Source organism: Streptomyces sp. NPDC053542 (assembly GCF_044544685.1).
Taxonomy (GTDB): Bacteria; Actinomycetota; Actinomycetes; order Streptomycetales; family Streptomycetaceae; genus Streptomyces.
Window position 1 is genome coordinate 172,803 of sequence record NZ_JBITXL010000004.1, and the last position, 22,350, is coordinate 195,152.

Here is a 22,350-nt window from a genome sequence, read left to right on the forward strand (position 1 = left end):
GAAGGTCAGATACGCGATCGATGCGGCCCGTTGTCATTTCGGCTGGTCAGGGCCGTTGTCAGTGGTGGTCCGTAGACTTCTTCACATGGCCCAAGAACAGCTGCCCGCAGCTCCCGCCCCGGACGCCGCCGTCTTCCCCTTCGGAAAGCAGCGGAACCGCAGCACGCTCCGCGGCGGGATCTGGGCCCTCCTCCTCGCCGTCGCGCTGCCGCTCGCCTGCGTGGCGTATGAGTACGGCGTCGGCGCGTGGATCTTCGCGGTGCTCTGGTTCCTCGTGTTCGGCGCGGTCGGGGCGGGGACGATCTGGGCCGGGTGGGTGGACCGGCACGCCTATCTGGCCTTCGACGCGACGGGCGTCTGGTGGCTGCACGACCGGAAGGAGCGGGTGAACGGCGTCATACCGTGGGCCTCGCTGGAGGCGGCCGAGCTGATCCGGTGCCCGCAGCGCCCGGAGCCGCGGGGGCAGACGCGGAAGACGGCCCCCGGGCAGAAGGGCACGGGGAGCCGGCCGGGGCCCCGCCTGATGAGCCTCGAACTGTTCCCCACCGGCGGGGTGGACGCGGACGATCCGGTGCTGGCCCCGCTCATCGCCCGGGACCAGGACCCGGCGCGCCCGCCGCACGTGCCCGAGCAGCGCTACCGCATAGGCATACCGGTGTTCGCCACCCGTCACTACGGCTCCGCGCTGGTCGCCGCCGCTCGCAGCCACGCGGGCGGGCTCTGGTCCGGCGAGTACGAGCGTCCCGCGGGCCACCTCCGCGTCCAGGACCTGATCAGCTGACCCACCGAAAGGAGGGCCCGGAAGGGAGGGCCCGCCTCAGGGAGGTCCCGCCTCAGGGAGGACCCACCGAAGGTAGGCCCCGCCGAAGCCAGGACCCGCCGGAGCCGGGACCCACCGAAGGCAGGACCCGCCGGAGCCGGGACCCGTCGCGAAACGGCAGGTGAGGCCCGCCGCTGGGGTCTCCGTCGGCGTACGGCAGCATGGGCACCTACTTCCGAGTACGCCCAGGAGGCACCCATGGCCGCCGCTGCCGCCGTCGCACCCCAGCCGGACATCCTTGCCGCGTTCGAGGCGGCCAAGGGGTTCATGCCCGTCGACGAGGGGCTCGCGCTGTACGCGGCGGCCGTCGAGGCGGGCGGGCTCGGGCTGCCGCTGATCGAGATCGGGACGTACTGCGGGCGGTCCACGCTGCTGCTGGCCGACGCGGCGCGCGCCGCCGGGGTCACCGCCGTCACCGTGGACCACCACCGCGGCAGCGAGGAGCAGCAGCCGGGCTGGGAGTACCACGACACGGAGGTTGTCGACCCCGAGGTCGGGCGGATGGACACGCTGCCCGCCTTCCGCCGCACGCTGCACGCGGCCGGGCTGGAGGAGCACGTCCTCGCGCTCGTCGGCCGCTCCCCGCAGGCCGCGGCCCTGTGGCGGGCCCCGGCGGGCCTGGTCTTCATCGACGGCGGGCACACCGACGAGCACGCCACGGCGGACTACGAGGGCTGGGCGCCGCACGTCGCCCCGGGCGGCCTGCTGGTGATCCACGACGTCTTCCCCGACCCGGTGGACGAGTGGACGGGCCAGGCCCCGTACCGCATCTACCTGCGCGCCCTGGAGTCCGGCGCCTTCACGGAGGTCTCGGCCCACCGCTCACTCCGCGTCCTGCGCCGCACGGGCAACGGCATCTGAGGACGGACGGAATCCGAGGACGGGCGGGATCCGGGGACGGGCGGGATCCGAAGGACACGTACCTGGAGGACACGCATCTGAGGGACGCGCGCCCCGCGGGAACACCGGCTTCCGGGCGCCGGACGTTACGATCGCGCTGTGTCGAACGGCAGTACTCCCCCCACCTCCCGCCGCCCTGCCCGCGCCCTGCTGGCCGTGCCGGCGGTACTGGCAGCCCTCTGCTGCGCCGGCTGCGGCGCCGCCGGCCAGGGCACGGCGTCCCCCGCCAGGCCGGGCCCGGAGCGGCCCGCGGCCGCCGGATCACACACCCCCGCCGGCCGGCCGGCCGGACAAGGCGAGGATGACGGGGACAAGCCCCACGGGGACCCGAGCGACAGGGACAAGCCCCACGGGGACCAGACCCACGGGGACCAGAGCGACCGCGACAAGGGTGGCCGCGACAAGGAGGGCCGCCGGCGCGGTCCGCTCCAGGGCAAGGTCGTCCTGATCGATCCCGGGCACAACCCGACCAACCGCGACCACACCGCGGAGATCGCGCGCCAGGTCGACGTCGGGAACGCGCGCAAGGAGTGCGACACCACCGGTACCTCCACCAACGCCGGGTATTCCGAAGCGTCCTTCACGCTCGACGTGGCGCGCCGCGCCCGCACGCTGCTGCGGAAGGAAGGCATCAAGGTCGTCTTCACCCAGGACGGCGACCGCCCGTACGGCCCGTGCGTGGACGAGCGTGCCGAGATCGGCAACGCGGCGCACGCCGACGCCGCGCTCTCGATCCACGCGGACGGCGCCGGGGCCGGCAACCGCGGCTTCCATGTGATCCGCCCCGGCGTGGTGCACAGCGGCGGCGCGGACACCCGGAAGATCACCGGCCCCTCGCGCGACCTCGCCGACCACCTCGTGGGCCGCTTCGTCGCGGCGACCGGCAGCGCGCCGGCCAACTACATCGGTGCCGGCAAGGGGTTGGACACCCGTACCGACCTGGGCGGGCTCAACCTCTCCCGGGTGCCGAAGGTCTTCCTGGAGTGCGGCAACATGCGCGACGCGCAGGACGCCGCGCGCCTCACCGACCCCGCCTGGCGCCAGAAGGCGGCCGTCGGCATCACCGAAGGCATCACGGGCTTCCTCAAGGGCTGAGAGCCGCCGCCCACAGGTGCCGACCGCGCCCCATATACGGACGTTCCATGCCCGATATACGGACGAGACGACCCAGCGGATCCGACGGTAGGTTCCCCCTTACGATGGGGCCACCCCCGCGCCTCGCACCGTGCGCAACCGGTGACAGCACGACCCATGACGAAACACGGCAAAGGACTTCTTACGTGAACATCCGATCCCTCACACGAGGCGACGGCGTGGTGATCGGAGCAGCGGTGTTGCTGTTCATCGCCTCGTTCCTCGATTACTCCGGCGGCTTGGAGAGCTTCAACGCCTGGGACATGCTTCCGGTCGTCATGAGCATCTATCTGGCGGGTGTCATCGGTGCGGCCCTGATCGTGCTCCACCGCATGACGCCGCAGCCTCGCAAGATCGCCGGCCTCGAGCTGGGACAGTTCGGTGTCGCGATCACCATCTTCGCCGCGTGGACCGCGTTCTGGACGATCATCGGTGTCGGCAGCGCGGGCCCCGGCATCATCATCGGCTTCATCGCCGCGCTGATCCTCGCGGGTGCGGCCGTCGCCTCGCCGCTCGTCCCGGCGCTGCAGGGCCAGCTCATCACCGCCCCCGCCACCACTCCCTCCGCGTACCCCACGGGCGCCAACGCCGCCTACGGCTATCCGGGCGCGCAGCAGGTGCCGGGCCAGGGCTACGGATACCCGGGCGCGCAGCAGCAGGGCGGCCAGCCCTCGTACGGCGGCCAGCCGCAGCCGGCCCAGGGCGGCCAGCCCGTGCAGGGCGGCCAGGCCGCGCAGCCGCAGACGGCCGACCAGCAGACCGCCGCGCCGGCCGAAGCTTTCGCGCCGTTCTGGTTCGCTGTTCCGGTCGCCCGCCCGCTGTACGGCGAGGACGGCAGCACGGCGCCGATCGCCGAACTGGCCCCCGGCACCTGGTACCTCGCGGTCGAGCAGCGCGGTCAGGCGCTGATCGCGCAGACCCAGGACGGCCGCCGCGGCGTCCTCCAGGACACCACCGGCATCCAGCGCGGCTGACGCCACCCGCGCTCCCGGCCCCTCGCCCCCTTGCGGGCGGGGGGCCGTTGCCTTCCCCGCCGCGCCCCCGTACAGTCACCGCACCGACCTGACGGTACGTCAGGAGCAGAAGTGGCACGTCAGAAGTGAAGTGTGTCTGGAGGGATCGGCATGCGGCTCGGACTGGCGCTCGGCTACTGGGGCCGCGGCCCCGACCCCCGCCACCTCGAACTCGCCCGCGAGGCGGAGGCGTTGGGGTACGACTCGGTGTGGACGGCGGAGTCCTGGGGCTCGGACGCGTTCACCGCCCTCACCTGGATCGCCGCCCACACCTCGCGGATCGGGCTGGGCACGGGCATCGCGCAGATGGCGGCCCGCACGCCCACCGCCACCGCGATGCACGCGCTCACCCTGGACCACCTCAGCGGCGGCCGGATGATGCTGGGCCTGGGCCTGTCCGGTCCGCAGGTCGTGGAGGGCTGGTACGGCAGGCCGTTCCCGAAGAGCCCGCTGACCGCGACCCGGGAGTACGTCGACGTGGTGCGCCAAGTGCTGCGCCGCGAGGGGCCGGTCACGCTGGACGGCCGCTTCCACACCCATCCGTACCGCGGCCCGGACGGCACCGGCCTCGGCAAGCCGCTCAAGCCGATCACCCACCCGCTCCGCGCGGACCTGCCGGTGTTCCTCGCCGCTGAGGGGCCGAAGAACATCGCCCAGACCGCCCGCATCGCCGACGGCTGGCTGCCGCTGTACTGGTCACCGGAGCGCACCGAGGTCTACCGGGCGTCGCTCGCGGACGCACCGCCCTCCTTCCGCATCGCCCCCATGGCCCGCGCCACCGTCTGCGACGACGTCGCCGAGGGCCTGCTGCCGGTCAAGGCGATGCTCGGCTTCTACATCGGCGGCATGGGGCACGCCACCAGGAACTTCCACGCGGACCTGATGGCGCGCATGGGGTACGAGGAGGCGGCCCGCCGGATTCAGGACCTCTTCCGGCAGGGCCGCAGGGAGGACGCCGTCCTGGCCGTCCCCGACGCCTTCGCCGACGAGATCTCCCTCGTCGGACCGCGTCAGCGCATCGCCGAGCGGCTGGAGTCGTGGCGCGCGGGCCCGGTCACCGACCTCCTCGTGACGGCCCCGGACCCGCACACCCTGCGCGTACTCGCCGAACTCAACTCCTAGAGCTCAACTCCTAGCCGAAGCTCACCAGGCCGAGCCACTCGTCGAACAGGTCGCGGTCGCCCTGGACCGTGACCGTCGGGGTGTCCGCGGGCAGGCGCCGGTAGAAGACCAGCAGTACGTCCGTCAGTGGGCCGCTGAGCGTGGCGGCGGCCCGCTCGTCCTGGCCGCCGTGCCGCCAGGCGATCCGGTCGCCGGTCAGGTCGATCACCCAGCGGGTGCCGGCCGGTCCGGTGTCCGTGGCGTGCAGGCACACCGTGCGCCCCGGGCCCAGCAGCCCCGCGAGCTCCGGCCGCCGCTCCATCGTCTGCGGCAGGCTCCCGATCTCCAGCCACTCCTCCAGGGTGTCGGCGGCGACCTCCGGAGCCAGCGCGTAGGGCACGCCGGCCGCGAGCGCGGCGTCCGCGCGGTGGATCACGGTCTCGTGCACCGCGCGCCGTACCCAGAAGTCCGTGCTCTGCTCGTCGGCCCAGCTCCACACCGGGGTGCCCGGTCCGGCCGCCGCCAGCTCGGAGGCCGCCAGCGCCGCGCTCTCCCGCAGCCAGGAGCCGAGCGCCGCCGGCTCGCCGTCCCCGGGCCCCTCGGCCTGCGGTACCTCCTCCGGGGGCACGGGGGCCTGCGCCCGGGTCCGTACGTTCGCCGCCATCCAGCGCAGTGCGCCGCCGAGATGGCGGGTCAGGTCCCCGACCGTCCAGTCCGGGCAGGTGGGCACGGTCCCCTTCAGGTCCGCCCCCTGCAGTGCCTCCCGGAACAACCGGGCCTGCAGCGTGATCTCTTCGCAGTACCTCTCGTACCCAAGGCGCGTCATACCCGCACACTAGTGCGCTTCTTGGGCCCTTGCCCCGAATTTCGGGGCAAGGGGATCACCCGCAGCAGTCCGGGACCAGGCCCGTCGGGAGCCGCTCGCCGCCGAAGACCGCCGTGGTGGCCTCGTCGCCGCCGAGCGCGGCCACCGCCAGCAGCAGCGAGCCCGCCGTCCACGAGGTCAGCTCGCGCGGCCAGACCACCTCGTCGTCGAAGACATAGCCGGTCCAGTACATGCCGTCCTCGGCGCGCAGGTGCCGGATCGAGCGGAGGATGTCCACCGCGCGGTCGGACTCGCCCATCGCCCAGAGGGCCAGCGCGAGTTCGGCGCTCTCGCCGCCGGTGACCCACGGGTTCGGCAGCACACAGCGCACGCCGAGACCGGGCACGACGAAGTCGTCCCACTGGGACTCGATGCGCTCCTTCGCGGCCTGGCCGCGTACCGCGCCGCCGAGCACCGGGTAGTACCAGTCCATCGAGTAGCGGGACTTGTCGAGGAAGCGCTCGGGGTGGTGGGTGATCGCGTGCCCGAGGGCGCCCACCGCCAGTTCCCAGTCGGGCTGGGGCTCGTCCCGCTGGTCGGCGATGGCGAGGGCGCAGCGCAGCGCCTGGTAGATGGAGGAGGAGCCGGTGAGCAGCGCGTCGTTGACGGGCGTGCCGTCGTCCTCGCGCTTCCAGCCGATCTCGCCGCCGGGCTGCTGCAGGGCGAGGACGAACTCGATCGCGGCGTACACGGCGGGCCACATGCGGTCGAGGAAGGTGTCGTCGCCGGTGGAGAGGTAGTGGTGCCAGACGCCGACGGCGATGTACGCGACGAAGTTGGTCTCGCGCCCGCGGTCGGTGGGCTCGGCCGCATCCCCGTCCGCATACGCGGCGTACCAGGAGCCGTCGCGGAGCTGGTGCTCGGCGAGCCACAGGTACGCCGCTTCCGCACGCTCGTGCTCGCCGGCCGCGTCCAGCGCCATCGCGGCCTCGGTGTGGTCCCAGGGGTCGAGGTGGTGGCCGCGGAACCACGGGATGGCGCCGTCCGCGCGCTGGGTCGCGAGGATGCCGGCGACGGTGCGGGCGGCCTGCTCCGCGGTGAGCACTCCGGGCAGGACGAGTCGTTCGGTGCGCCCGGGGCTCGTCACAGGGCGGCTCGCGCGGGCTCGTCGTGCGTGGCGGCGGCGTGCGCCTTCGGCTCGTGCGGCTTGGTGGCGTACGCGACGAAGCTCTTGCCGATGAGCGGGTTCAGCGCGTTCTCGGCGACTCTCGTGGCCAGCGGCTTCTTCATGATGTCCCAGACCAGGAGCTTGTGGTACGCCTTGACCGGCAGCGCCTTGTCGTTGTCCACGCCGAACGCGCACTTGAGCCACCAGTACGGGGAGTGCAGCGCGTGCGCGTGGTGCGTGCCGTACGGGCGCAGGCCCGCTTCGCGCATCTTGCCGAGCAGTTCGTCGGCCTTGTAGATGCGGATGTGGCCGCCCTCGACCTCGTGGTACGCGTCGCTCAGCGCCCAGCAGACCTTCTCGGGGCCGTAGCGCGGGACGGTGACGGCGATCCGGCCGCCGGGCTTGAGGACCCGGACCATCTCGGCGAGCACGCCCTTGTCGTCGGGGATGTGCTCCATGACCTCGGAGATGATCACGACGTCGAAGGAGTCGTCGGGGAAGGGCAGCGCGAGCGCGTCGCCCTCCATGGCGGTGGCGGTGGCGCCCGCCGGGGCCTCGCCGGCCTCCTCCATGGCGGCGAACCACTTGGCGACCTCGCGGATCTCCTCGGCGTTCTGGTCGAGGGCCACGACGTGCGCGCCGCGCCGGTAGCACTCGAAGGCGTGCCGGCCCGCGCCGCACCCCAGATCGAGTACGCGGTCACCCGGTGCGAGCGGGAATCGGGAAAAGTCGACGGTCAGCACGGCCTCTCAGCTTTCGTCCTGGGGTGTTCCCGGCCGCGGAGGCCGGCCGGGAGCGGTGTTCGTCAGGTCAGGGTGCGGCCGCGGGGGCGGCCGCCGGCGTGGTGGGGGCCGCGGCGGGCCGGTGGGCGGCGCGGGCCGCGATGGCCTCGCGGTAGCGCTCGGCGGTGCCGATGGCCGCCTGCCGCCAGGTGAAGCGGGCGAGGACCCGGGCGCGGCCCGCGGTACCGAGCCGGCGGCGCAGCTCCGCGTCGCCGAGCAGCCGGTTCAGGCCCGCGGCGAGCGCGCCCGCGTCGCCCGGCGGCACCGCGAGACAGGTCTCGCCGTCGGGCCCGGCGACCTCGGGGATGGCGCCGCCGGTGGTGGCCAGCAGCGGCGTACCGGTGGCCATGGCCTCGGCGGCGGGGAGGGAGAAGCCTTCGTAGAGGGAGGGCACGCAGGCCACCTGGGCGCCGCGGACCAGGTCGACCAGCTCGGCGTCGCTGATGCCCTTGACGAACTCGATGGCGTTGCCGAGCCCGTACCGCTCGATGGCGGCGGCCACCGGCCCGTCGTCGGCGCGCTTGCCGACCACGACGAGGTGCGCCTCCGGGTTCTCCGTACGGACCTTGGCGAGCGCCTCGACGAGGTGGATCAGGCCCTTGAGCGGCACGTCCGCGCTGGAGGTCGTGACGATGCGGCCGGGGACCTCGGGGACCGAGGGGTCCGGCGAGAAGAGGTCGGTGTCGGCGCCGATGTGCACGACGTGGATGCGGTCCTGACGGACGCCCAGGTGGTCGGTGATCTCCTGGGCGGAGGAGCCGGAGACGGTGAGGACGGACGGCAGCCGGCGCGCGACGCGCTTCTGCATGCGCGTGAAGCCGTACCAGCGGCGGACCGAGGCGCGCCGCTTCCAGCCCTCGGCTGCGGCCAGGTCCAGCTGCCGGTCGACGGTGATGGGGTGGTGGATCGTGGTGACCAGTGGCGCGCCGAGGTCGCCGAGCAGGCCGTAGCCGAGCGTCTGGTTGTCGTGGATCACGTCGAAGTCGCCGCGGCGCGCGGCCAGATGGCGGCGGGCCCGCAGGGAGAAGGTGAGCGGCTCGGGGAAGCCGCCGGTCCACATCGTGCCGACCTCGAGGGCGTCGATCCAGTCCCGGTACTCGCCGCGCTTCGGCGTGCGGAACGGGTCCGGCTGCCGGTACAGGTCCAGGCTGGGCAGCTCGGTCAGCGGGACGCCCCCGTCGAGCACGGGATAGGGCTGCGCGCCGATGACCTCCACGGAGTGGCCGAGCCCGGCCAGTTCGCGCGAGAGGTGGCGTACGTAGACGCCCTGGCCGCCGCAGAACGGGTTCCCTTTGTACGTGAGCAGGGCGATCCGCAGGGGCCGGTCGCCGGTGGCGGCCTCGGCGGGGCGAGCGGCGGCTGCCTGGACGGCCTCAGCGGACACTCTCGGCCCCTCTCTCACTGGACTTTCGCCGGAGCGTAACCGCTGGCGCTAATCTAGAACAAGTTACAGAACCGATCGGTTACCGACGAGTTCACCAGGCTCGAATCTACCGGTCGGGGCATCGGCGAAAAGAGCCGCACCAGGTGATTCGCGCCACGACCCACCCCCTGCCATGCTGAGCCGATCAGCAGATCGACAACCCCCGCAGCACGGACGGACCGCCACGGAATGGGACACATGACTTCCGAACACCGGCCGGCGCTTCCCGCCACCCCTCCACTGACCGAGCGCCAGGAAGCGCGCCGCCGCCGCATCCTGCACGCCAGCGCACAGCTGGCCGTGCGCGGCGGCTTCGACGCCGTGCAGATGCGCGAGGTCGCGGAGTTGTCGAACGTCGCCCTGGGCACGCTGTACCGCTACTTCCCCTCGAAGATCCATCTGCTGGTGGCGACCATGCAGGACCAGCTGCAGCACATGCACGCGACGTTGCGCAAACGGCCGCCGACGGAGAGTGACCCCGGGGCGCGGGTGGCCCAGACGCTGATGCGGGCGTTCCGCGCGATGCAGCGCGAACCGCACCTGGCGGACGCGATGGTGCGCGCGCTCACCTTCGCCGACCGGTCGGTGAGCCCCGAGGTGGACACCGTCTCCCGGCTGACGACGGCGATCATCCTGGACGCCATGGGGCTGGAATCCGCCGCCACCCCGGAGCAGCTCTCGGCCGTGCGGGTGATCGAGCACACCTGGCACTCGGCGCTCATCACCTGGCTCTCGGGACGGGCTTCGATTGCGCAAGTGAAGATCGACATTGAGACCGTCTGCCGGCTCATCGAGCTGACCGGCCCGTCGCGCCCGGAATAGCCCGCTTCCGCGCCGGAATTCCCTTTCGCGGCCCCGGTCCGGCGCCCGTTCGGTGCCGGTTTGGTGCCGTCACGGAGTGCATACATGCATCTTGCCGTGCATCCGTGCGCCCCCTTGCCCCCTCTTGGCCTGATCTGCGGCCCCACGGCGCGCCCTTTACAGGTATGAATTCGGGGTGGTTGCCAAATAAGGCCGGTACACGGGGGTCTGGAGGGGGACTGCAGTGATCCGGGTGCTGCTGGTGCACGACGTCTGCCTGTTCCGATGGGCGTTGGCTGAGGTGCTCAGCAGGGAAAACGACATAGAGGTGGCGGTGTCCACGCCGGAAGGCGCGGCGGGCCGGGTGCGCACGCTGCAGCCGGACGTCTGTGTGGTGGATGTGGACTCCGCGATGCCGATCGGAGTGAGTACGTTGCGAAAGCTATCGGACAGCAGTGCCGCGCCCGCGGCACATGCCGACGGTACTTCCGCGAGAGAGGAAGCGGGATGGAGTGACGGTGCGTATCGGAGTACCGACGGGTACCGGAGCGGTTGGGCGCCGAGAGCGGCGGCCGGGGCGCACGGCTCCGTGGTGAGCGGCGTCGGCGCCGCCACGAGAGGTGTCCCCGCGGGCGGTACGCAGACGAGGACGGAGGCGCACGGCAGTGCCGCCCACTCCGTCCCGGGCCGCGCCGCGCCCGCGCGCGGTCCCATGGCGCACATCCCGCAGCAGGTCAACAGATGCCGGGAGCACCCGGTGAGCGGCGCGGCGGAGGCCGTGCCGTGCGGCGGCGGAGATTCCGGGACCGGCGGCGGCCGGGAGGGCGCGGCCGGGCCTGCCAAGGGGCCTGCCCTGCTGGTCCTCGGCTCGGCCCACCGGCCGGGCCCGCTGCGCCGGGCCTTCGAGGCCGACGCGCTCGGGTTCGTCGACAAGGAGGGCTCCCCCGGGCAGCTGGCCGTCGGCATCCGGCAGGTCGCCGCGGGCCGGCGCTTCGTCGACGGCTCGCTGGGCTTCGGCTTCCTGCAGGCCGCCGAAATGCCGCTCACCCAGCGGGAGCTGAGCGTCCTGACGCTCGCCGCCGAGGGCGCCTCGGTCGCGGAGATCGCCGGCACGCTGCACCTGTCCAACGGAACGGTGCGCAACTACATGTCGGCGATCACCCGCAAGACGGGCGCCCGCAACAGGGTCGACGCCATCCGCATCTCCCAGGGCGAGGGCTGGGTGTGACCCCGGCCCACGCACCGGGAGGGCGTGCCGGCCGCGCCCCGCTCACGGCGCGAGGGCCGGCTCCGCATCGGCATCCGCCCATTCCCCCACGAGGTCGCGGTAGAGCGCGGAGCGCCGCAGCAGGTCGCGGTGGCGTCCGCACAGGGCGTACGTACCGTCCATCACCAGGACGCGGTCCGCACGGAGCGCCGAACTGATGCGGTGCGCGACGACGATCAGCGAGCCGCCCGGCCGGGCGGCGAAGGCCCGCTCTGCGCGGGCTTCCGCCGTCGCGTCCAGATGGCAGCCCGCCTCGTCGAGGATGGCGAGCGGCGCCGGCGCGAGATGGGCGCGGGCGAGGGCGATCAGCTGGCGCTCGCCGGCGGAGAGCGTGCCGGGCGTGACCCGCGCGCCGAACCCGCCCAGCCGCCGTACCAGGTCCGCCGCGCCGACCGCCACGGCCGAGGCGCGCAGGGCCGTGTCCGGCACCTCCTCGGGGCGCGGGCAGAGGTACAGCATGTTCTCCCGGAGCGTCCCGGAGAACGCATAAGCCTGCTGGGGTACGAGAACGCGCCTGGACCCCGCGCCGTTCCCGCCCAGCCGGATCTCTCCCCGGTCGGGGACCAGTACCCCCGCGAGCAGCGCCGCGAGCGTCGACTTCCCGATGCCGCTCGGCCCGACGACGGCCAGGTGCCCGCCGACCGGAAGGGTCAGCTCCAGCCCCTGCACCACGGGCGTCGCATGCTCCCCGTACGCGAAGGACACACCCCGCGCATCCAGGGCCAGCCCGCTGCCGGCGGGCGGCGTCGCCCACGCGGGCAGCGGTACGGGAGCCTCGGCCGGCGCGTTGTCGGCGCAATCCCCGGCGTACGCGCCCGCGCCCTGCGCGGACCGGCCGCCCAGCGCACGCCCCGGCACCGGGATGCCCCCGGGAAGCGTCAGCCGCTTGGGCGGCAGCGCGTGCCGCGGCCGCTTGGCGTGCCGCGCCCCGCCGCCACGGCCCGCCGCGGACGCCGACGCCGACCCCGACGCGGACATCGCAGAGGTGACCGGAGCCGCCGGGGAACCCACGGGCAGCGCCGGCAGTTCGGGCACGGCGGGCAGCGCGAGCCGTCCGGAGGCACCGTCGGAACCGGGGAGAGCGGGCCTCCCCGGAGCCCCGGCGGGACCGGGCAGCGCGGGCCCGGCGGGCACGGTGGGCTCGGGCGCCGTCCCGGCGCCTGCCGCTTCCGTGCCCGCCGGACCCGGCGCGTCCGTCGTGGAGCCCGCGGCGTCCGCGGCGCTCCCGACGCCCCATCCGGCCCCCATCAGGCGGCGCAGGACGACGCCCAGCCGGGTGCCGGACGTGCCCAGGCCGTGCATCAGGGCCTGCAACGCGGGCAGCATCGACTGCGTGAGGTAGGCCAGCGCGCCGACCAGCGCGCCCGGCGTCACCCCGTTCTCCAGCAGCCACGGCGCGGTGACCAGCAGCAGGACCACCGGCAGCCGCCCGCCCACGCCGAGCGCCACGTCCCGGCACACGCCCCAGCGCGCGAGCGTGCGCGACGCACGCCACTCCGCGTCGAAGCGCTCCCCCACCTCGCGCGCCACCCGCTCCTCGGCACCGCCGGCCGTCACGTCGCGCAGCCCGCCGACCGCCACGCCCACACCGTGCGCGATGGCCTCGTCGGCCGCCAGGTACGTCTCCTGACCGCGCGCCACCGGACGCAGCGTCACCGCGAAGAGGGCGAGGCCGAGGACGAGCGGCGGCAGGACGACGAGCAGCAGTACCGGAGCGAGCGAGCAGAGGCCGGCCAGCGCACCTGCGGCGGTGAAGACGAACCCCCGCGACACCATCACCAGCCCGCCGAAGGTGTCGCGGGCGATCTCCACCTGGTGCGCGGCGCGGGAGACCGCGCTGTCGTCGGCCTCCCGCAGCGCGCGGGTGACGACCCGTCGGAGCAGCTCGTCGCGGAGCGGCTCCACCAGGTCGGCGACGGAGCGGTAGACCCGGCCCGTGCCGTACGAGCCGGCCGCGACGGCCAGCGCGGCCGCGGCCAGCCAGCCCAGACCCACGGCGACCCGGTCCGCGAGGAACCCGTCGTCGATCGCCCGGGCCAGCGCGAAGCCGAGCAGGAACGTCTGGGCGGCCTCGGCCACGGACCAGGCGGCCAGTCGCGCCACGACGACGCGCCGGCGCCCCAGGAACCGCCGGGCCGCGTCCCGCAGCCGCGGCTGCCCCTCAGGAGCGGCCCCGCCCCGAAGCCGAGGCTCCTCCTCGATGGCGGCCCACTCCCGCACTCTTCCGTCGCTCCCGCTCATGCCGTTCCCGCTCCCGTTCCCGCCGGTCACCGTCGTCCGTTCGCCTGCCGCCGCGGGCCGCTCCCCCTGAGCGGCCCGCGCCCCCTCCGGCCTCACTCGGCACCCCGCCGGGCCCCGGCGGCCTCCTCGGAGGGGGCCCCGGCTGCCGGCCCGCCCTCCGCACGGGCCGGCAGCTCACCGCGGACGAGCAGGTCGGCCAGGGCGCGCCGGCGGCGCTGCGTGACGGGCATCCCCTGCGGTACCGGAATCCGCTCCGGCACGCCCCCGCGCTCTCCCGGCGCGAACCCGTCCTGCGCGGCGCCCGCAAGCTGCCCCGCGCCCTGGCCGTGGGCCCAGCTGGGGACGCTCCCGGCGGGCGACGGCAGCCGCGGCGCCGCCACGGGCGTCAGCCCCTCCGGCTGTCCCTCCGCGGGGCGTTCCCCCTCGGCCCGTTCCCCCTCGGCCCGCGCCCGCTCCGGCCGCGTCCCCTCCTGGCGCGTCCCCTCCGGCGGCGTCCCCTCCTGGCGCGGCCCGTGGCCGATCGCCCGCCGCGGCCGCGCGGCACCCGCTCCGGCCGGCCGTTCCCCCGCCGCCGACGACCTCGCCGGCAGCCCACCCGCCACGGCCGGCTCCCGCACCGGCAGCTTCCCCACGGCCGGCTGCCCCGCCGGCCGCTCCCGCCAGATCGCCGGAACGTCCACCGGACCGTCCGCCGGCCCGTCGGCCCCGCGGTCCCCCGCCCCCGGTGCCGCCTCCTCGTCCGCGCCGAAGAGGGCCCGGTAACGCGGGTCCTCCCAGAGCGTTTCGTGCGGCGCCAGCGCCCGGATGAAGCCCGCGTCCAGCCAGGCGACCAGGTCGGCGCGGGCCGCGGTGGCGGCCCGGTGCGCGATGATCAGGCGGGTGCCGGCGCGCACGTCGCGCAGCAGCGCGCGGCCGACGCGGAGTTCGGTGACCGTGTCGAGGCTGGACGTCGCGTCGTCGAGGATCAGCAGCCGCTCGGCGTGCGCGAACGCGCGGGCCAGCCCCAGGCGTTGCACCTCCCCGCCGGACAGCGGCACGTCGGCGCAGGGCGTGGCGTACCCCTCGGGCAGCCGCCGGATGAAGGACGCGGCGCCCGCCGCGTGGGCCGCCGCCTCCACGTCGCCCGGTCCCGGCTCGTACACCCCGTACGCCACGGTGTCGTGGACCGTGTCGCCCAGCAGCGCGGGCCGTTCGAAGGCGTAGCCGATCGAGCGGCGCAGCGCGTAGTGGCTGAGGCGGCGCAGCGGCTCGCCGTCCAGCAGGACCTCGCCCTCGTCCGGTTCGATCAGCCGCCCGGCGACCGCGGCGAGCAGGGACTTGCCGGTGCCGGAGCTGCCGACGATCGCCATCGTGCAGCCGCCGGGCACGCTCAGGTTGAGCTCGTCCAGGACTCTGTGTCCGGCCTTCCGCACGGTGATGCCGCGCAGTTCGAGCGCCCCCGCGCACGTCCCGGCGCCCGCCTCCGTACGCGCGCCTGCCTCCGTCTGCGCGTCCGCGTCCTCCGGCACGGCCTCCCCCGCCGCCTCCTGGTCGCCGTACTCGATGGCGGGCAGGTCCTGGAGCTCGGTGAGCCGGCGGGCCGCGGCGCGGCTGTGCACCAGGCCGTTGAGGTGGCCGACGAGCATGCCGACGCCGGCCGCGAGCACGGCGTACCGGGAGGCGGCGAGCAGGTCGCCGACGCTGAGGGCGCCGCTGAGCAGCCGCAGCCCGCCGACGGCGAGCACGGCGATCTGCAGCAGCGGGACCAGCGCGGCGGCCTGGGCGGTGGAGCGGCCGCGCACCCGCCACATGCGGTGGCCCTGGCGGGAGAGGGCCGGCAGCGGCGTGAGGATGCGGGCCGCCTCGCGCTCGTGGCTGCCGGCGGCCGCGATGGTGCGGGCGCCGCCGACCGCTTCGAGGAGGCGCCCCGCGATGTCGCCCTGGATCCGCTGGTACTGCGCCACGCAGTCCCCGGTGTCGCGGACGAAGGCGCGCATCAGCAGCGCCAGCAGCGGCAGTCCGATGACGAAGGCGGCCGCGGTCCACAGGTCGAGCAGGGCCAGCGCCACCAGCGCGCCGACCGGGGTGAGCGCCGTCGCCGCGGTGGCGGCGAGCGCGGTGGGCGCGGTGCCGGCCGTGCCGGCGTTGCCGACGAGGCGCGACACCAGGTCGCCGGGCTCGTACCGTTCGGTCGCCGTGGGACCGGCGGCCAGTACGCCGCGCAGCGCCCGGCGCCGCAGCCAGGCGGTGGCGCGGGCGTCCGTCGTGCCGGTGAGCAGCCCGTCCAGCGCGCCGATGAGGACGACCAGGGCGGTGAGTCCGGCGCAGGCGGACAGCCAGGGCCACGGCGCGGGGCCGCCGTCGAGCAGCAGGTCGAGCGTGTGGCCGAGGGTGGCCGGGAGGGCGAGACCGACCGCGGCGCCGCCGGTGGTGAGCAGCAGGACTGCCGAGGCCCGGGGGGCGCTGTGGCGCAGCGCGCCGAGCAGCAGCCGGTCGGCGGGTTTGGCGGTCACGGGTTCTTCCTCCCAGAAGGGGTCTTGCGGACGGGGGCTCGCGGACGGGGCGTGCGGTGAGCTGTACCTGACAGGCGAAGAAGCGGAGGGGTGAGGATGGTGTGCGTGCGGCTCCCCCAGGAGCCGCACGCACACCGGTTCGTCCCGGCGTCGGCCACCGGAGCAGGCCGGACGGTGCGGGCGGTGTGCCGTGCCGGACCGGACCGGACCTCACGATCCGGGCCGGGCACGGTCACCTCCCGTACCGCGGTCGGCCTGTATCACCTCCCGGTCACGCGGTCGACGCGTACCGGGACGAACCTGATCAGGGGGTCAGCAGAGGAGGAGGCTCAGGGCGCTGTCTTCGACCTCGCACGCCAGCAGGCTGACGGTGCTGTCCGGATCACCCTCGTGCTCCGGAGCCTCCAGCATCTGCAGATCGAGCAGTGCCACGTCTCGCGTCCTCTCGTGTCGTGTCATGTCGTCGTCATCCGATCCGCAGCCCGTCCGGCTCCGGCAGCGGCGGGAGGAACGGCAGTTGCACCGGTTCCTCGTGCAGGGCCGAGCCCAGGGCCAGCAGGCAGCCGGCCGTGCCCGTGGACAGGTCCATGGAGAGCCGCATCATCTGGTCGCCGGGGAAGGCCAGTTCGCCGCGGTAGGGCATGGCGTACCAGCTCAGGTCGGCGATCTGCGCGGCGAGCGCGGCCTCGACGTCGGGGTCGGGCGTCGTCGTGCGGGCCAGGTGCAGCACCATGCCGGCGCGGCCCCGGAAGAGGCCGGGCTGCGCGTAGAAGCGGGCCTGGGTGGCCGGCAGGATCGCGGCCCGCGCCTCCTCGAACTCCGGGTCGGCGCGGTGCGTCAGGTAGTCGTCGAGCACCATCGCGATGCCCGCCGAGCCCGCGCCGAGGTACGGCATGGTGCGCCAGCCCTCGTCGACCAGCAGCGTGCCGCGTTCGTTGCGGACGCACCGGGCGAGGTCGCTGCGCAGCGCCTGCGCGGCGAGATCGAGCAGCCCGGGGTCGCCGGTGCCTTCGTACAGCCGCAGGAAGAGGAGCGCGGGGCCGCTCGCGCCGCGCAGCAGCCCGGCCCGGTTCGCGCAGCTCTCCAGCCGGTCGGCGGCGTGGCCCGCCGCCTCCAGCGCCCGGTCGCGCAGCTCGCGTTCGCCGCGCCGGCGCGCCAGGTGGTCCAGGGTGAGGCCGATGCCCGCCAGGCCCCCGTACAGGTCGGGCGCGAGCCGGTACCACTTCTCGGCGAGCACCCGCTCGATCAGCTCGTCGGCCCGTTCGCGGTGGCCGAGCCGGTCCAGTACGTAGGCGACGCCGGCGAGTCCGTCGTAGCACCCGAGGGGGGTGCCGAGGGGAGGCGGAGCGGTCTGCCGCAGTAACCACTCCTCGCCCTCCTCGAACCCCTCGGCACCCGTCTCGTGGAGCGCGTACAGGACACCGGCCGCCCCGTGGGCGATGCCGAGTCCGCCGCCGTCGGCGAACTGGGCGATGTCGCCGGGGAACAGGCGGTCCGTGCGCTCGGGCGTGGCCGAGGCGAGGATGCCCCGGACCATGGACTCGCGGCTGCGCGGCCAGTCGGCCGGGTCGCAGACGTACGGTTCGCGGGTGTCGACCGCGACGAGGTGGCGGGCCTGCGCGGGACGCCGGATGCGCGGCCTGGCGGGCCGGTGCGCGCAGATCGTCCGCACGGCCTCCTCCAGGAATCCGGCGGGCACGCACGGGAATTCGCGGACGACGATCTCGGCCAGGTCCGCCGCCTTGTCCCGCTCGATGGCCAGCAGCGTGGTCATCGGCAGGAAGAGCGCGAGGCGCAGGCAGGCCAGCGCGTACCGGTCGACGTCGTAGCCGGTGAGGTCGCGCGGGGCGACGAAGCCGGGGTGCGCGAGGGACTGCCGGGTCGTGTCGTCGGCGTCGGTGGCGGCCTCGAAGTCCAGCAGGGTGACGCTCATTTCGTCGGGCGCGACCATGATGTTGAACATGTGCAGGTCGTTGTGGACCAGGCCGCGGCGGTGCACCGCGGTGACGGCCTGCTCGACGGCGTTGTACATGCCCAGCGCCCACTCGGTGTACGAGGTGAGCGCCTCCGGGTCGGGGTCGGCGGTGAGCAGCGGGTGGCGCTCGGCGAAGAACGAGTTCAGCGGCTTGCCGGGGATGTGCTCCAGGACCAGGAAGCGGTGGTCGCCGACGGTGACGAAGTCGCGCACCTCGGGGGCCACGCCGAGGCCCGACAGCCGGTGCAGCGCGGCGCGTTCGCGCTCCAGCCGGGTGACCGCGTCGGCGCGGTCGGCGGCGAGGCCGGCATGCGGCCTCGCCTCCTTGAGGACCACCCTCTCTCCGGTGCTCCGGTCCCGGCCGACGTAGACGCCGCCCCCGTTGGAGAAGTGCAGCGCCGACTCGACGGCGTACGGCAGGTCGGCGACGGTCGTGGCGTTGCGCGCCGCGAGCTGCGGGGCCAGGAAGCCGGGCAGCTGCACCCACTCCGGCGGCCGGAAGGCGGGCTCGCGGCGGTCCGGGACCAGCCGCCCGTCGGGGTTCTCGATGGCGGGCACGAGCGCCCCGGTGCCGTCGACGCAGTACCGCCGGGCGAAGCCGCCGTACCGCACGTACAGCGGCCCGTCGTTCCACCGCAGGTCGCTCAGGATGTACGGGCCCGGCTCGCCGTCCAGCAGCGAACCCAGCTCCTCCAGAACGCGGTGGCATTCCGCTTCGTCCAGCGGGTAAATGGTGGCGAATTTGCCGCTGGCGGCCCGGTCCGCGTACTTGGAATTCCGCAGGTGCAGCGGGCGCGGACCGGGGACGAATTTGAAGGGAATGGCCCGGGCCACGCAGTAGTCCCAGACCTTGGACGCTATCTTCTCCGCATTGTCCGGGCAGGCCGACACATGTATCTTCCACCCCTGCTTCGGCCTGCCCGGACGCGGGTTCCCCTCGCTGTCCACGGGATTGACGTGGAGCCAGTCCCCGGAGAGGAAACAACGCCACCCTTCGGGGACCGCGCGCTGCGCCGCTTCGTACACCGCACTGTCGTCGGCTGCGGCGCTTTCCCCGACGGACAAACGGTCCGGGGTTTCATAGAAATACCTGTCAGCCAGGCAGTACACCTCGTACCGCTTGTCCATCGTCTCCCCCCTCGGCGGCGTGGAATAGAGATTTCCACGCGACGGGAGGGAGGGACAGTCACAGACGTCATGAGGTCACCGTGAGGAACGCACAAGTAACTCTAAGTACGAACCAGCAGGTCGCACGCCTGTTCGATGGGGCTCGGGCCGGGGCGCTACTCCTCCGGCGGGAAGACTGATTCCCCGGAGTCCGCCTCCGTAATCAGGATCGCCTCGACCGGACATCCCTCGGCGGCCGCCAGCACGGCTTCCTGGGCGTCCGAGACGCCCGCCACCGGGTGCGACTGCCGCGCGGAGTCCAGCCGGAAGTCCCCGGGCGCCGTGCTCGCGCACAGCCCCGAGCCGATGCAGACCCCGCGGTCCACCTCCACCTGCCAGCGGTCACCCATGCGCTCACGCCCCCGCCGGCAGGTGGATCATCTTGTGCTCCAGATACGCGCCGTACCCCTCGGGGCCGAACTCCCGCCCGATGCCGCTGTTCTTGTAGCCGCCGAACGGCCCGAGCATGTCCAGGCTGAAGGTGTTCACGGAGTACGTGCCGGTGCGCACCCGGCGCGCCACCTCGATCCCGCGCTCGGTGTCGGCGGTCCACACCGAGCCCGACAGCCCGTAGTCGGAGTCGTTCGCGATCCGTACGGCCTCCGCCTCGTCCTCGTACGGCAGCAGGCAGATCACCGGGCCGAAGATCTCCTCGCGGGCGATCCGCATGCCGGAGGTGACCTCGCCGAAGAGGGTCGGCTCGACGTACCAGCCGGTCTTCTGGTCCGCCGGGCGGCCGCCGCCGGCCAGCACCTTGGCGCCCTCCTGCTGCCCGGACGCGATGTACTCCAGCGAACGGCGCCGCTGCCGCTCGGCGACCAGCGGGCCGACCTCGGTGGCCGGGTCCAGCGGGTCGCCGACCTTCAGGGCCGTGGCCGCCGCGGCGAACCGCTCGGCGATCTCGTCGTAGTGCGAGCGCGGCGCGAGGATGCGGGTCTGCGCCACGCACGCCTGCCCGTTGATCATCCACGCGAAGGGCGTGATCCCGGCGACCGCCGCATCCAGGTCCGCGTCCGGCAGGATCACCGCGGCCGACTTGCCGCCCAACTCCAGTGTCACGCGCGTGAGATGGCGCGCGGCCACCTCCATGACGCGCTTGCCGGCCGCGACCGACCCGGTGAAGGACACCTTGTCCACGCCCGGATGCCCGACCAGGTACTCGCTCACCTCGCGGTCGGCCGGGAGGATGGAGAGCGCACCCTCGGGCAGCCCCGCCTCGGTGGCGATCTCCGCGAGGAGGTACGCGTCGAGCGGCGTCTCCGGCGACACCTTCAGCACCACCGAGCACCCGGCCAGCAGCGCGGGGGCGAGCTTGGCGGCGGCGGTGAACTGCGGGACGTTCCACGGCACCACGGCCGCGACCACCCCGACCGGCTCGCGGCGGATCAGCAGCGGCCCGAGGGCGCCCTGCCGCCGCTCCTCGTACGCGAAGTCGCGGGCGACCGTGATCGCCGCGTCCCACGCCATCATCGCGGCCAGCGACTGCACCATGACGCCCGCGGTGTACGGGGTGCCGTTCTGCGCGCTGATGAGCCGCGCGAACTCCTCGCTCCGCACGGCGAACGCGTCCTTGATGCGCGTGATGACCGCGATCCGGTCGGCGAGCGGCGTGTCCGCCCAGACGCCGGAGTCGAAGGACGCGCGGGCGGCCGTGACGGCGCGGTCCACGTCGGCCCGCGAGGCGTGCGGCACCCGGCCGATGACCTGCTCGGTGTGCGGGGAGATGACCTCGATGGTGTCCTCGCCGGCCGGATCGACCAGCTCACCGCCTATGTAGAGCTGTCCGTGCTCGATCAGATCGGCCATCGACTCCGCCTCCTGCGGTCGCGTTACCCGATGCGCTGTCCGACGCATCGCCTGGCGCATTGCCTGGCGCATTAACTGACGCCGCATCAGAACTGATACCAGTTCTAGTTATGCTGAACAATGCACGCGACGGCGTGCGGGCCGAGAGGGGCGTGGCATGCCGCATGTGATCGACCACCGGGGCGGGGTCCGGAGCATCGCCGTCCCGATACCGGACAACCCGCTCGGACACACCCTCGTCCACGTCCTGGAGACGGACCGCGGCCCGGTGCTGATCGACACCGGCTGGGACGACCCGGCGTCCTGGGACGCGCTCACCGCCGGGCTCACCGCCTGCGGCACCGACGTCACCGAACTCCACGGCGTGCTCGTCACCCACCACCACCCCGACCACCACGGTCTGTCGGCGCGGGTCCGGGAGGCGTCCGGCGCGTGGATCGCGATGCACGCCGCCGACACGGAGGTCGTCCGCCGCACCCGTGAGGCCGAGCCGGGGACCTGGCTGACGTACCTCATCGGCAAACTGGCCGCGGCGGGCGCGCCCGAGGAGCACCTCGCGCCGCTCTACGCGGCCCGCGCCGAGGGGCGCACACGCGGGCTCCCCGAGAAACCTCCCGCGCTCCCGGATCGCGAGATCGTCCCCGGCGAGCTGCTGGACCTCGCGGGGCGGCGGCTGCGCGCCGTCTGGACGCCGGGCCACACACCGGGCCATGTCTGCCTGCACCTGGAGGAGGCGCACCCGGCGGCGCACCCCGGCAACGGGCGCCTCTTCTCCGGCGACCACCTGCTGCCGGGCATCAGCCCGCACGTCGGCCTGTACGAGGACCCGGACGACCCGCATTATGCCGACCCTTCCCCAAGCTCTCGGCTTCGCTCGAGCAGGGGAGACCCCATTGGCGACTACCTGGACTCCCTGGAGCGGATCGCGCGGCTCGGCGTCGCCGAGGTACTGCCCGCGCACCAGCACGCGTTCACCGGCGCCGCCGAGCGGGCGGCGGAGCTCCTCGCGCACCACGAGGAACGGCTCGGTGGCCTGCGTGCCCTGCTCGCCGCCCCGCTCACGCCGTGGCAGCTCGCCGAGACCATGACGTGGAACCGCCCGTGGGCGGAGATCCCGTACGGCTCGCGCACCATCGCCGTCTCCGAAGCCGAGGCGCATCTGCGGCGCCTGGTGAAGACGGGGCTGGCGGAGCCGGTGCCGGGCTCGGACCCGGTGACGTACCGGGCGGTGTGAGGGACTTCCCATCCGGCGGCGACGGTGTACGTGCCGGAGACCGGTCGCTACCCGCCGGTTAAAGTGGTCCGGACAAGTTCATTCGTGCCCGACCGGGGGAAGCCGGTGGAAAACCGGCGCTGACCCGCAGCCGTGAGCGCTGGCGCGCACCCGTGCGCCGGAGCGAGCCGGAACGCCCGGCGGGGCACACCCAAGGCTCCCGCGTACCGTACGGCCGCCCT

18 protein-coding genes and 1 riboswitch are annotated in these 22,350 nt (G+C 74.0%); of the genes, 8 read left to right on the forward strand and 10 right to left on the reverse strand.

Annotation, left to right across the window (positions count from 1 at the left end; genetic code table 11):
* Positions 1-85 precede the first annotated feature (85 nt).
* From ACIGXO_RS12475 to ACIGXO_RS12495, 5 genes are all read left to right on the forward strand, one after another.
* Entirely contained in the window at positions 86-781 is a 696-nt protein-coding gene (locus ACIGXO_RS12475; protein ID WP_399784318.1) for a hypothetical protein, read from the forward strand.
* 237 nt (positions 782-1,018) lie between these two features.
* Complete coding sequence (locus ACIGXO_RS12480; protein ID WP_399784321.1) at positions 1,019-1,681, forward strand: class I SAM-dependent methyltransferase; 663 nt, start codon at positions 1,019-1,021, stop codon at positions 1,679-1,681.
* A gap of 138 nt (positions 1,682-1,819) precedes the next feature.
* A complete protein-coding gene (locus ACIGXO_RS12485) occupies positions 1,820-2,815 on the forward strand; it encodes an N-acetylmuramoyl-L-alanine amidase (protein ID WP_399784323.1) in 996 nt (331 codons plus the stop codon).
* A 185-nt stretch (positions 2,816-3,000) separates the two neighbouring features.
* Positions 3,001-3,828, forward strand: a complete 828-nt coding sequence (locus ACIGXO_RS12490) for a hypothetical protein (protein ID WP_399784325.1) — start codon at positions 3,001-3,003, stop codon at positions 3,826-3,828.
* Positions 3,829-3,978: 150 nt separating this feature from the next.
* Positions 3,979-4,989 (forward strand): LLM class F420-dependent oxidoreductase, encoded by a 1,011-nt coding sequence (locus ACIGXO_RS12495; RefSeq protein WP_399784328.1) that lies wholly within the window; start codon positions 3,979-3,981, stop codon positions 4,987-4,989.
* 10 nt (positions 4,990-4,999) lie between these two features.
* Here the strand turns inward: ACIGXO_RS12495 and ACIGXO_RS12500 are convergent, their stop codons facing one another.
* From ACIGXO_RS12500 to ACIGXO_RS12515, 4 genes are all read right to left on the reverse strand, one after another.
* Positions 5,000-5,794 (reverse strand): maleylpyruvate isomerase family mycothiol-dependent enzyme, encoded by a 795-nt coding sequence (locus tag ACIGXO_RS12500; RefSeq protein WP_399784331.1) that lies wholly within the window; start codon positions 5,792-5,794, stop codon positions 5,000-5,002.
* A gap of 55 nt (positions 5,795-5,849) precedes the next feature.
* Positions 5,850-6,920, reverse strand: coding sequence for a prenyltransferase (locus ACIGXO_RS12505; protein WP_399784333.1), 1,071 nt, complete (start codon positions 6,918-6,920; stop codon positions 5,850-5,852).
* Entirely contained in the window at positions 6,917-7,684 is a 768-nt protein-coding gene (locus ACIGXO_RS12510) for a class I SAM-dependent methyltransferase (RefSeq protein ID WP_399784336.1), read from the reverse strand. The genes ACIGXO_RS12505 and ACIGXO_RS12510 overlap by 4 nt, the downstream gene beginning before the upstream one ends.
* Positions 7,685-7,751: 67 nt before the next feature.
* Positions 7,752-9,107 (reverse strand): glycosyltransferase family 4 protein, encoded by a 1,356-nt coding sequence (locus tag ACIGXO_RS12515; protein WP_399784339.1) that lies wholly within the window; start codon positions 9,105-9,107, stop codon positions 7,752-7,754.
* 237 nt (positions 9,108-9,344) lie between these two features.
* On the opposite strand from ACIGXO_RS12515, the gene ACIGXO_RS12520 reads away from it, so the two are divergent.
* Together ACIGXO_RS12520 and ACIGXO_RS12525 are read left to right on the forward strand one after the other, a co-directional pair.
* Positions 9,345-9,968: a TetR family transcriptional regulator gene (locus tag ACIGXO_RS12520; RefSeq protein WP_399784341.1), complete on the forward strand. Its 624-nt coding sequence runs from the start codon at positions 9,345-9,347 to the stop codon at positions 9,966-9,968.
* A 571-nt stretch (positions 9,969-10,539) separates the two neighbouring features.
* Positions 10,540-11,175: a DNA-binding response regulator gene (locus ACIGXO_RS12525; RefSeq protein ID WP_399784344.1), complete on the forward strand. Its 636-nt coding sequence runs from the start codon at positions 10,540-10,542 to the stop codon at positions 11,173-11,175.
* A gap of 42 nt (positions 11,176-11,217) precedes the next feature.
* Here the strand turns inward: ACIGXO_RS12525 and ACIGXO_RS12530 are convergent, their stop codons facing one another.
* The 6 genes from ACIGXO_RS12530 to ACIGXO_RS12555 all read right to left on the reverse strand — a co-directional run bounded on the left by ACIGXO_RS12530 (position 11,218) and on the right by ACIGXO_RS12555 (position 20,895).
* Positions 11,218-13,455, reverse strand: coding sequence for an ATP-binding cassette domain-containing protein (locus tag ACIGXO_RS12530; RefSeq protein WP_399784346.1), 2,238 nt, complete (start codon positions 13,453-13,455; stop codon positions 11,218-11,220).
* Between the two features lie 92 nt (positions 13,456-13,547).
* Positions 13,548-15,947 (reverse strand): ATP-binding cassette domain-containing protein, encoded by a 2,400-nt coding sequence (locus ACIGXO_RS12535; protein ID WP_399784349.1) that lies wholly within the window; start codon positions 15,945-15,947, stop codon positions 13,548-13,550.
* 312 nt (positions 15,948-16,259) lie between these two features.
* Positions 16,260-16,379, reverse strand: coding sequence for a SapB/AmfS family lanthipeptide (locus ACIGXO_RS12540; RefSeq protein WP_399784352.1), 120 nt, complete (start codon positions 16,377-16,379; stop codon positions 16,260-16,262).
* A 34-nt stretch (positions 16,380-16,413) separates the two neighbouring features.
* Positions 16,414-19,050: a class III lanthionine synthetase LanKC gene (gene lanKC, locus ACIGXO_RS12545; RefSeq protein WP_399784355.1), complete on the reverse strand. Its 2,637-nt coding sequence runs from the start codon at positions 19,048-19,050 to the stop codon at positions 16,414-16,416.
* A 155-nt stretch (positions 19,051-19,205) separates the two neighbouring features.
* Entirely contained in the window at positions 19,206-19,439 is a 234-nt protein-coding gene (locus ACIGXO_RS12550; protein ID WP_399784358.1) for a ferredoxin, read from the reverse strand.
* Positions 19,440-19,443: 4 nt separating this feature from the next.
* Complete coding sequence (locus tag ACIGXO_RS12555; protein WP_399784361.1) at positions 19,444-20,895, reverse strand: aldehyde dehydrogenase; 1,452 nt, start codon at positions 20,893-20,895, stop codon at positions 19,444-19,446.
* 157 nt (positions 20,896-21,052) lie between these two features.
* On the opposite strand from ACIGXO_RS12555, the gene ACIGXO_RS12560 reads away from it, so the two are divergent.
* Entirely contained in the window at positions 21,053-22,129 is a 1,077-nt protein-coding gene (locus tag ACIGXO_RS12560; RefSeq protein ID WP_399784364.1) for an MBL fold metallo-hydrolase, read from the forward strand.
* 58 nt (positions 22,130-22,187) lie between these two features.
* A riboswitch (cobalamin riboswitch) is annotated at positions 22,188-22,328 on the forward strand.
* Positions 22,329-22,350 lie beyond the last annotated feature (22 nt).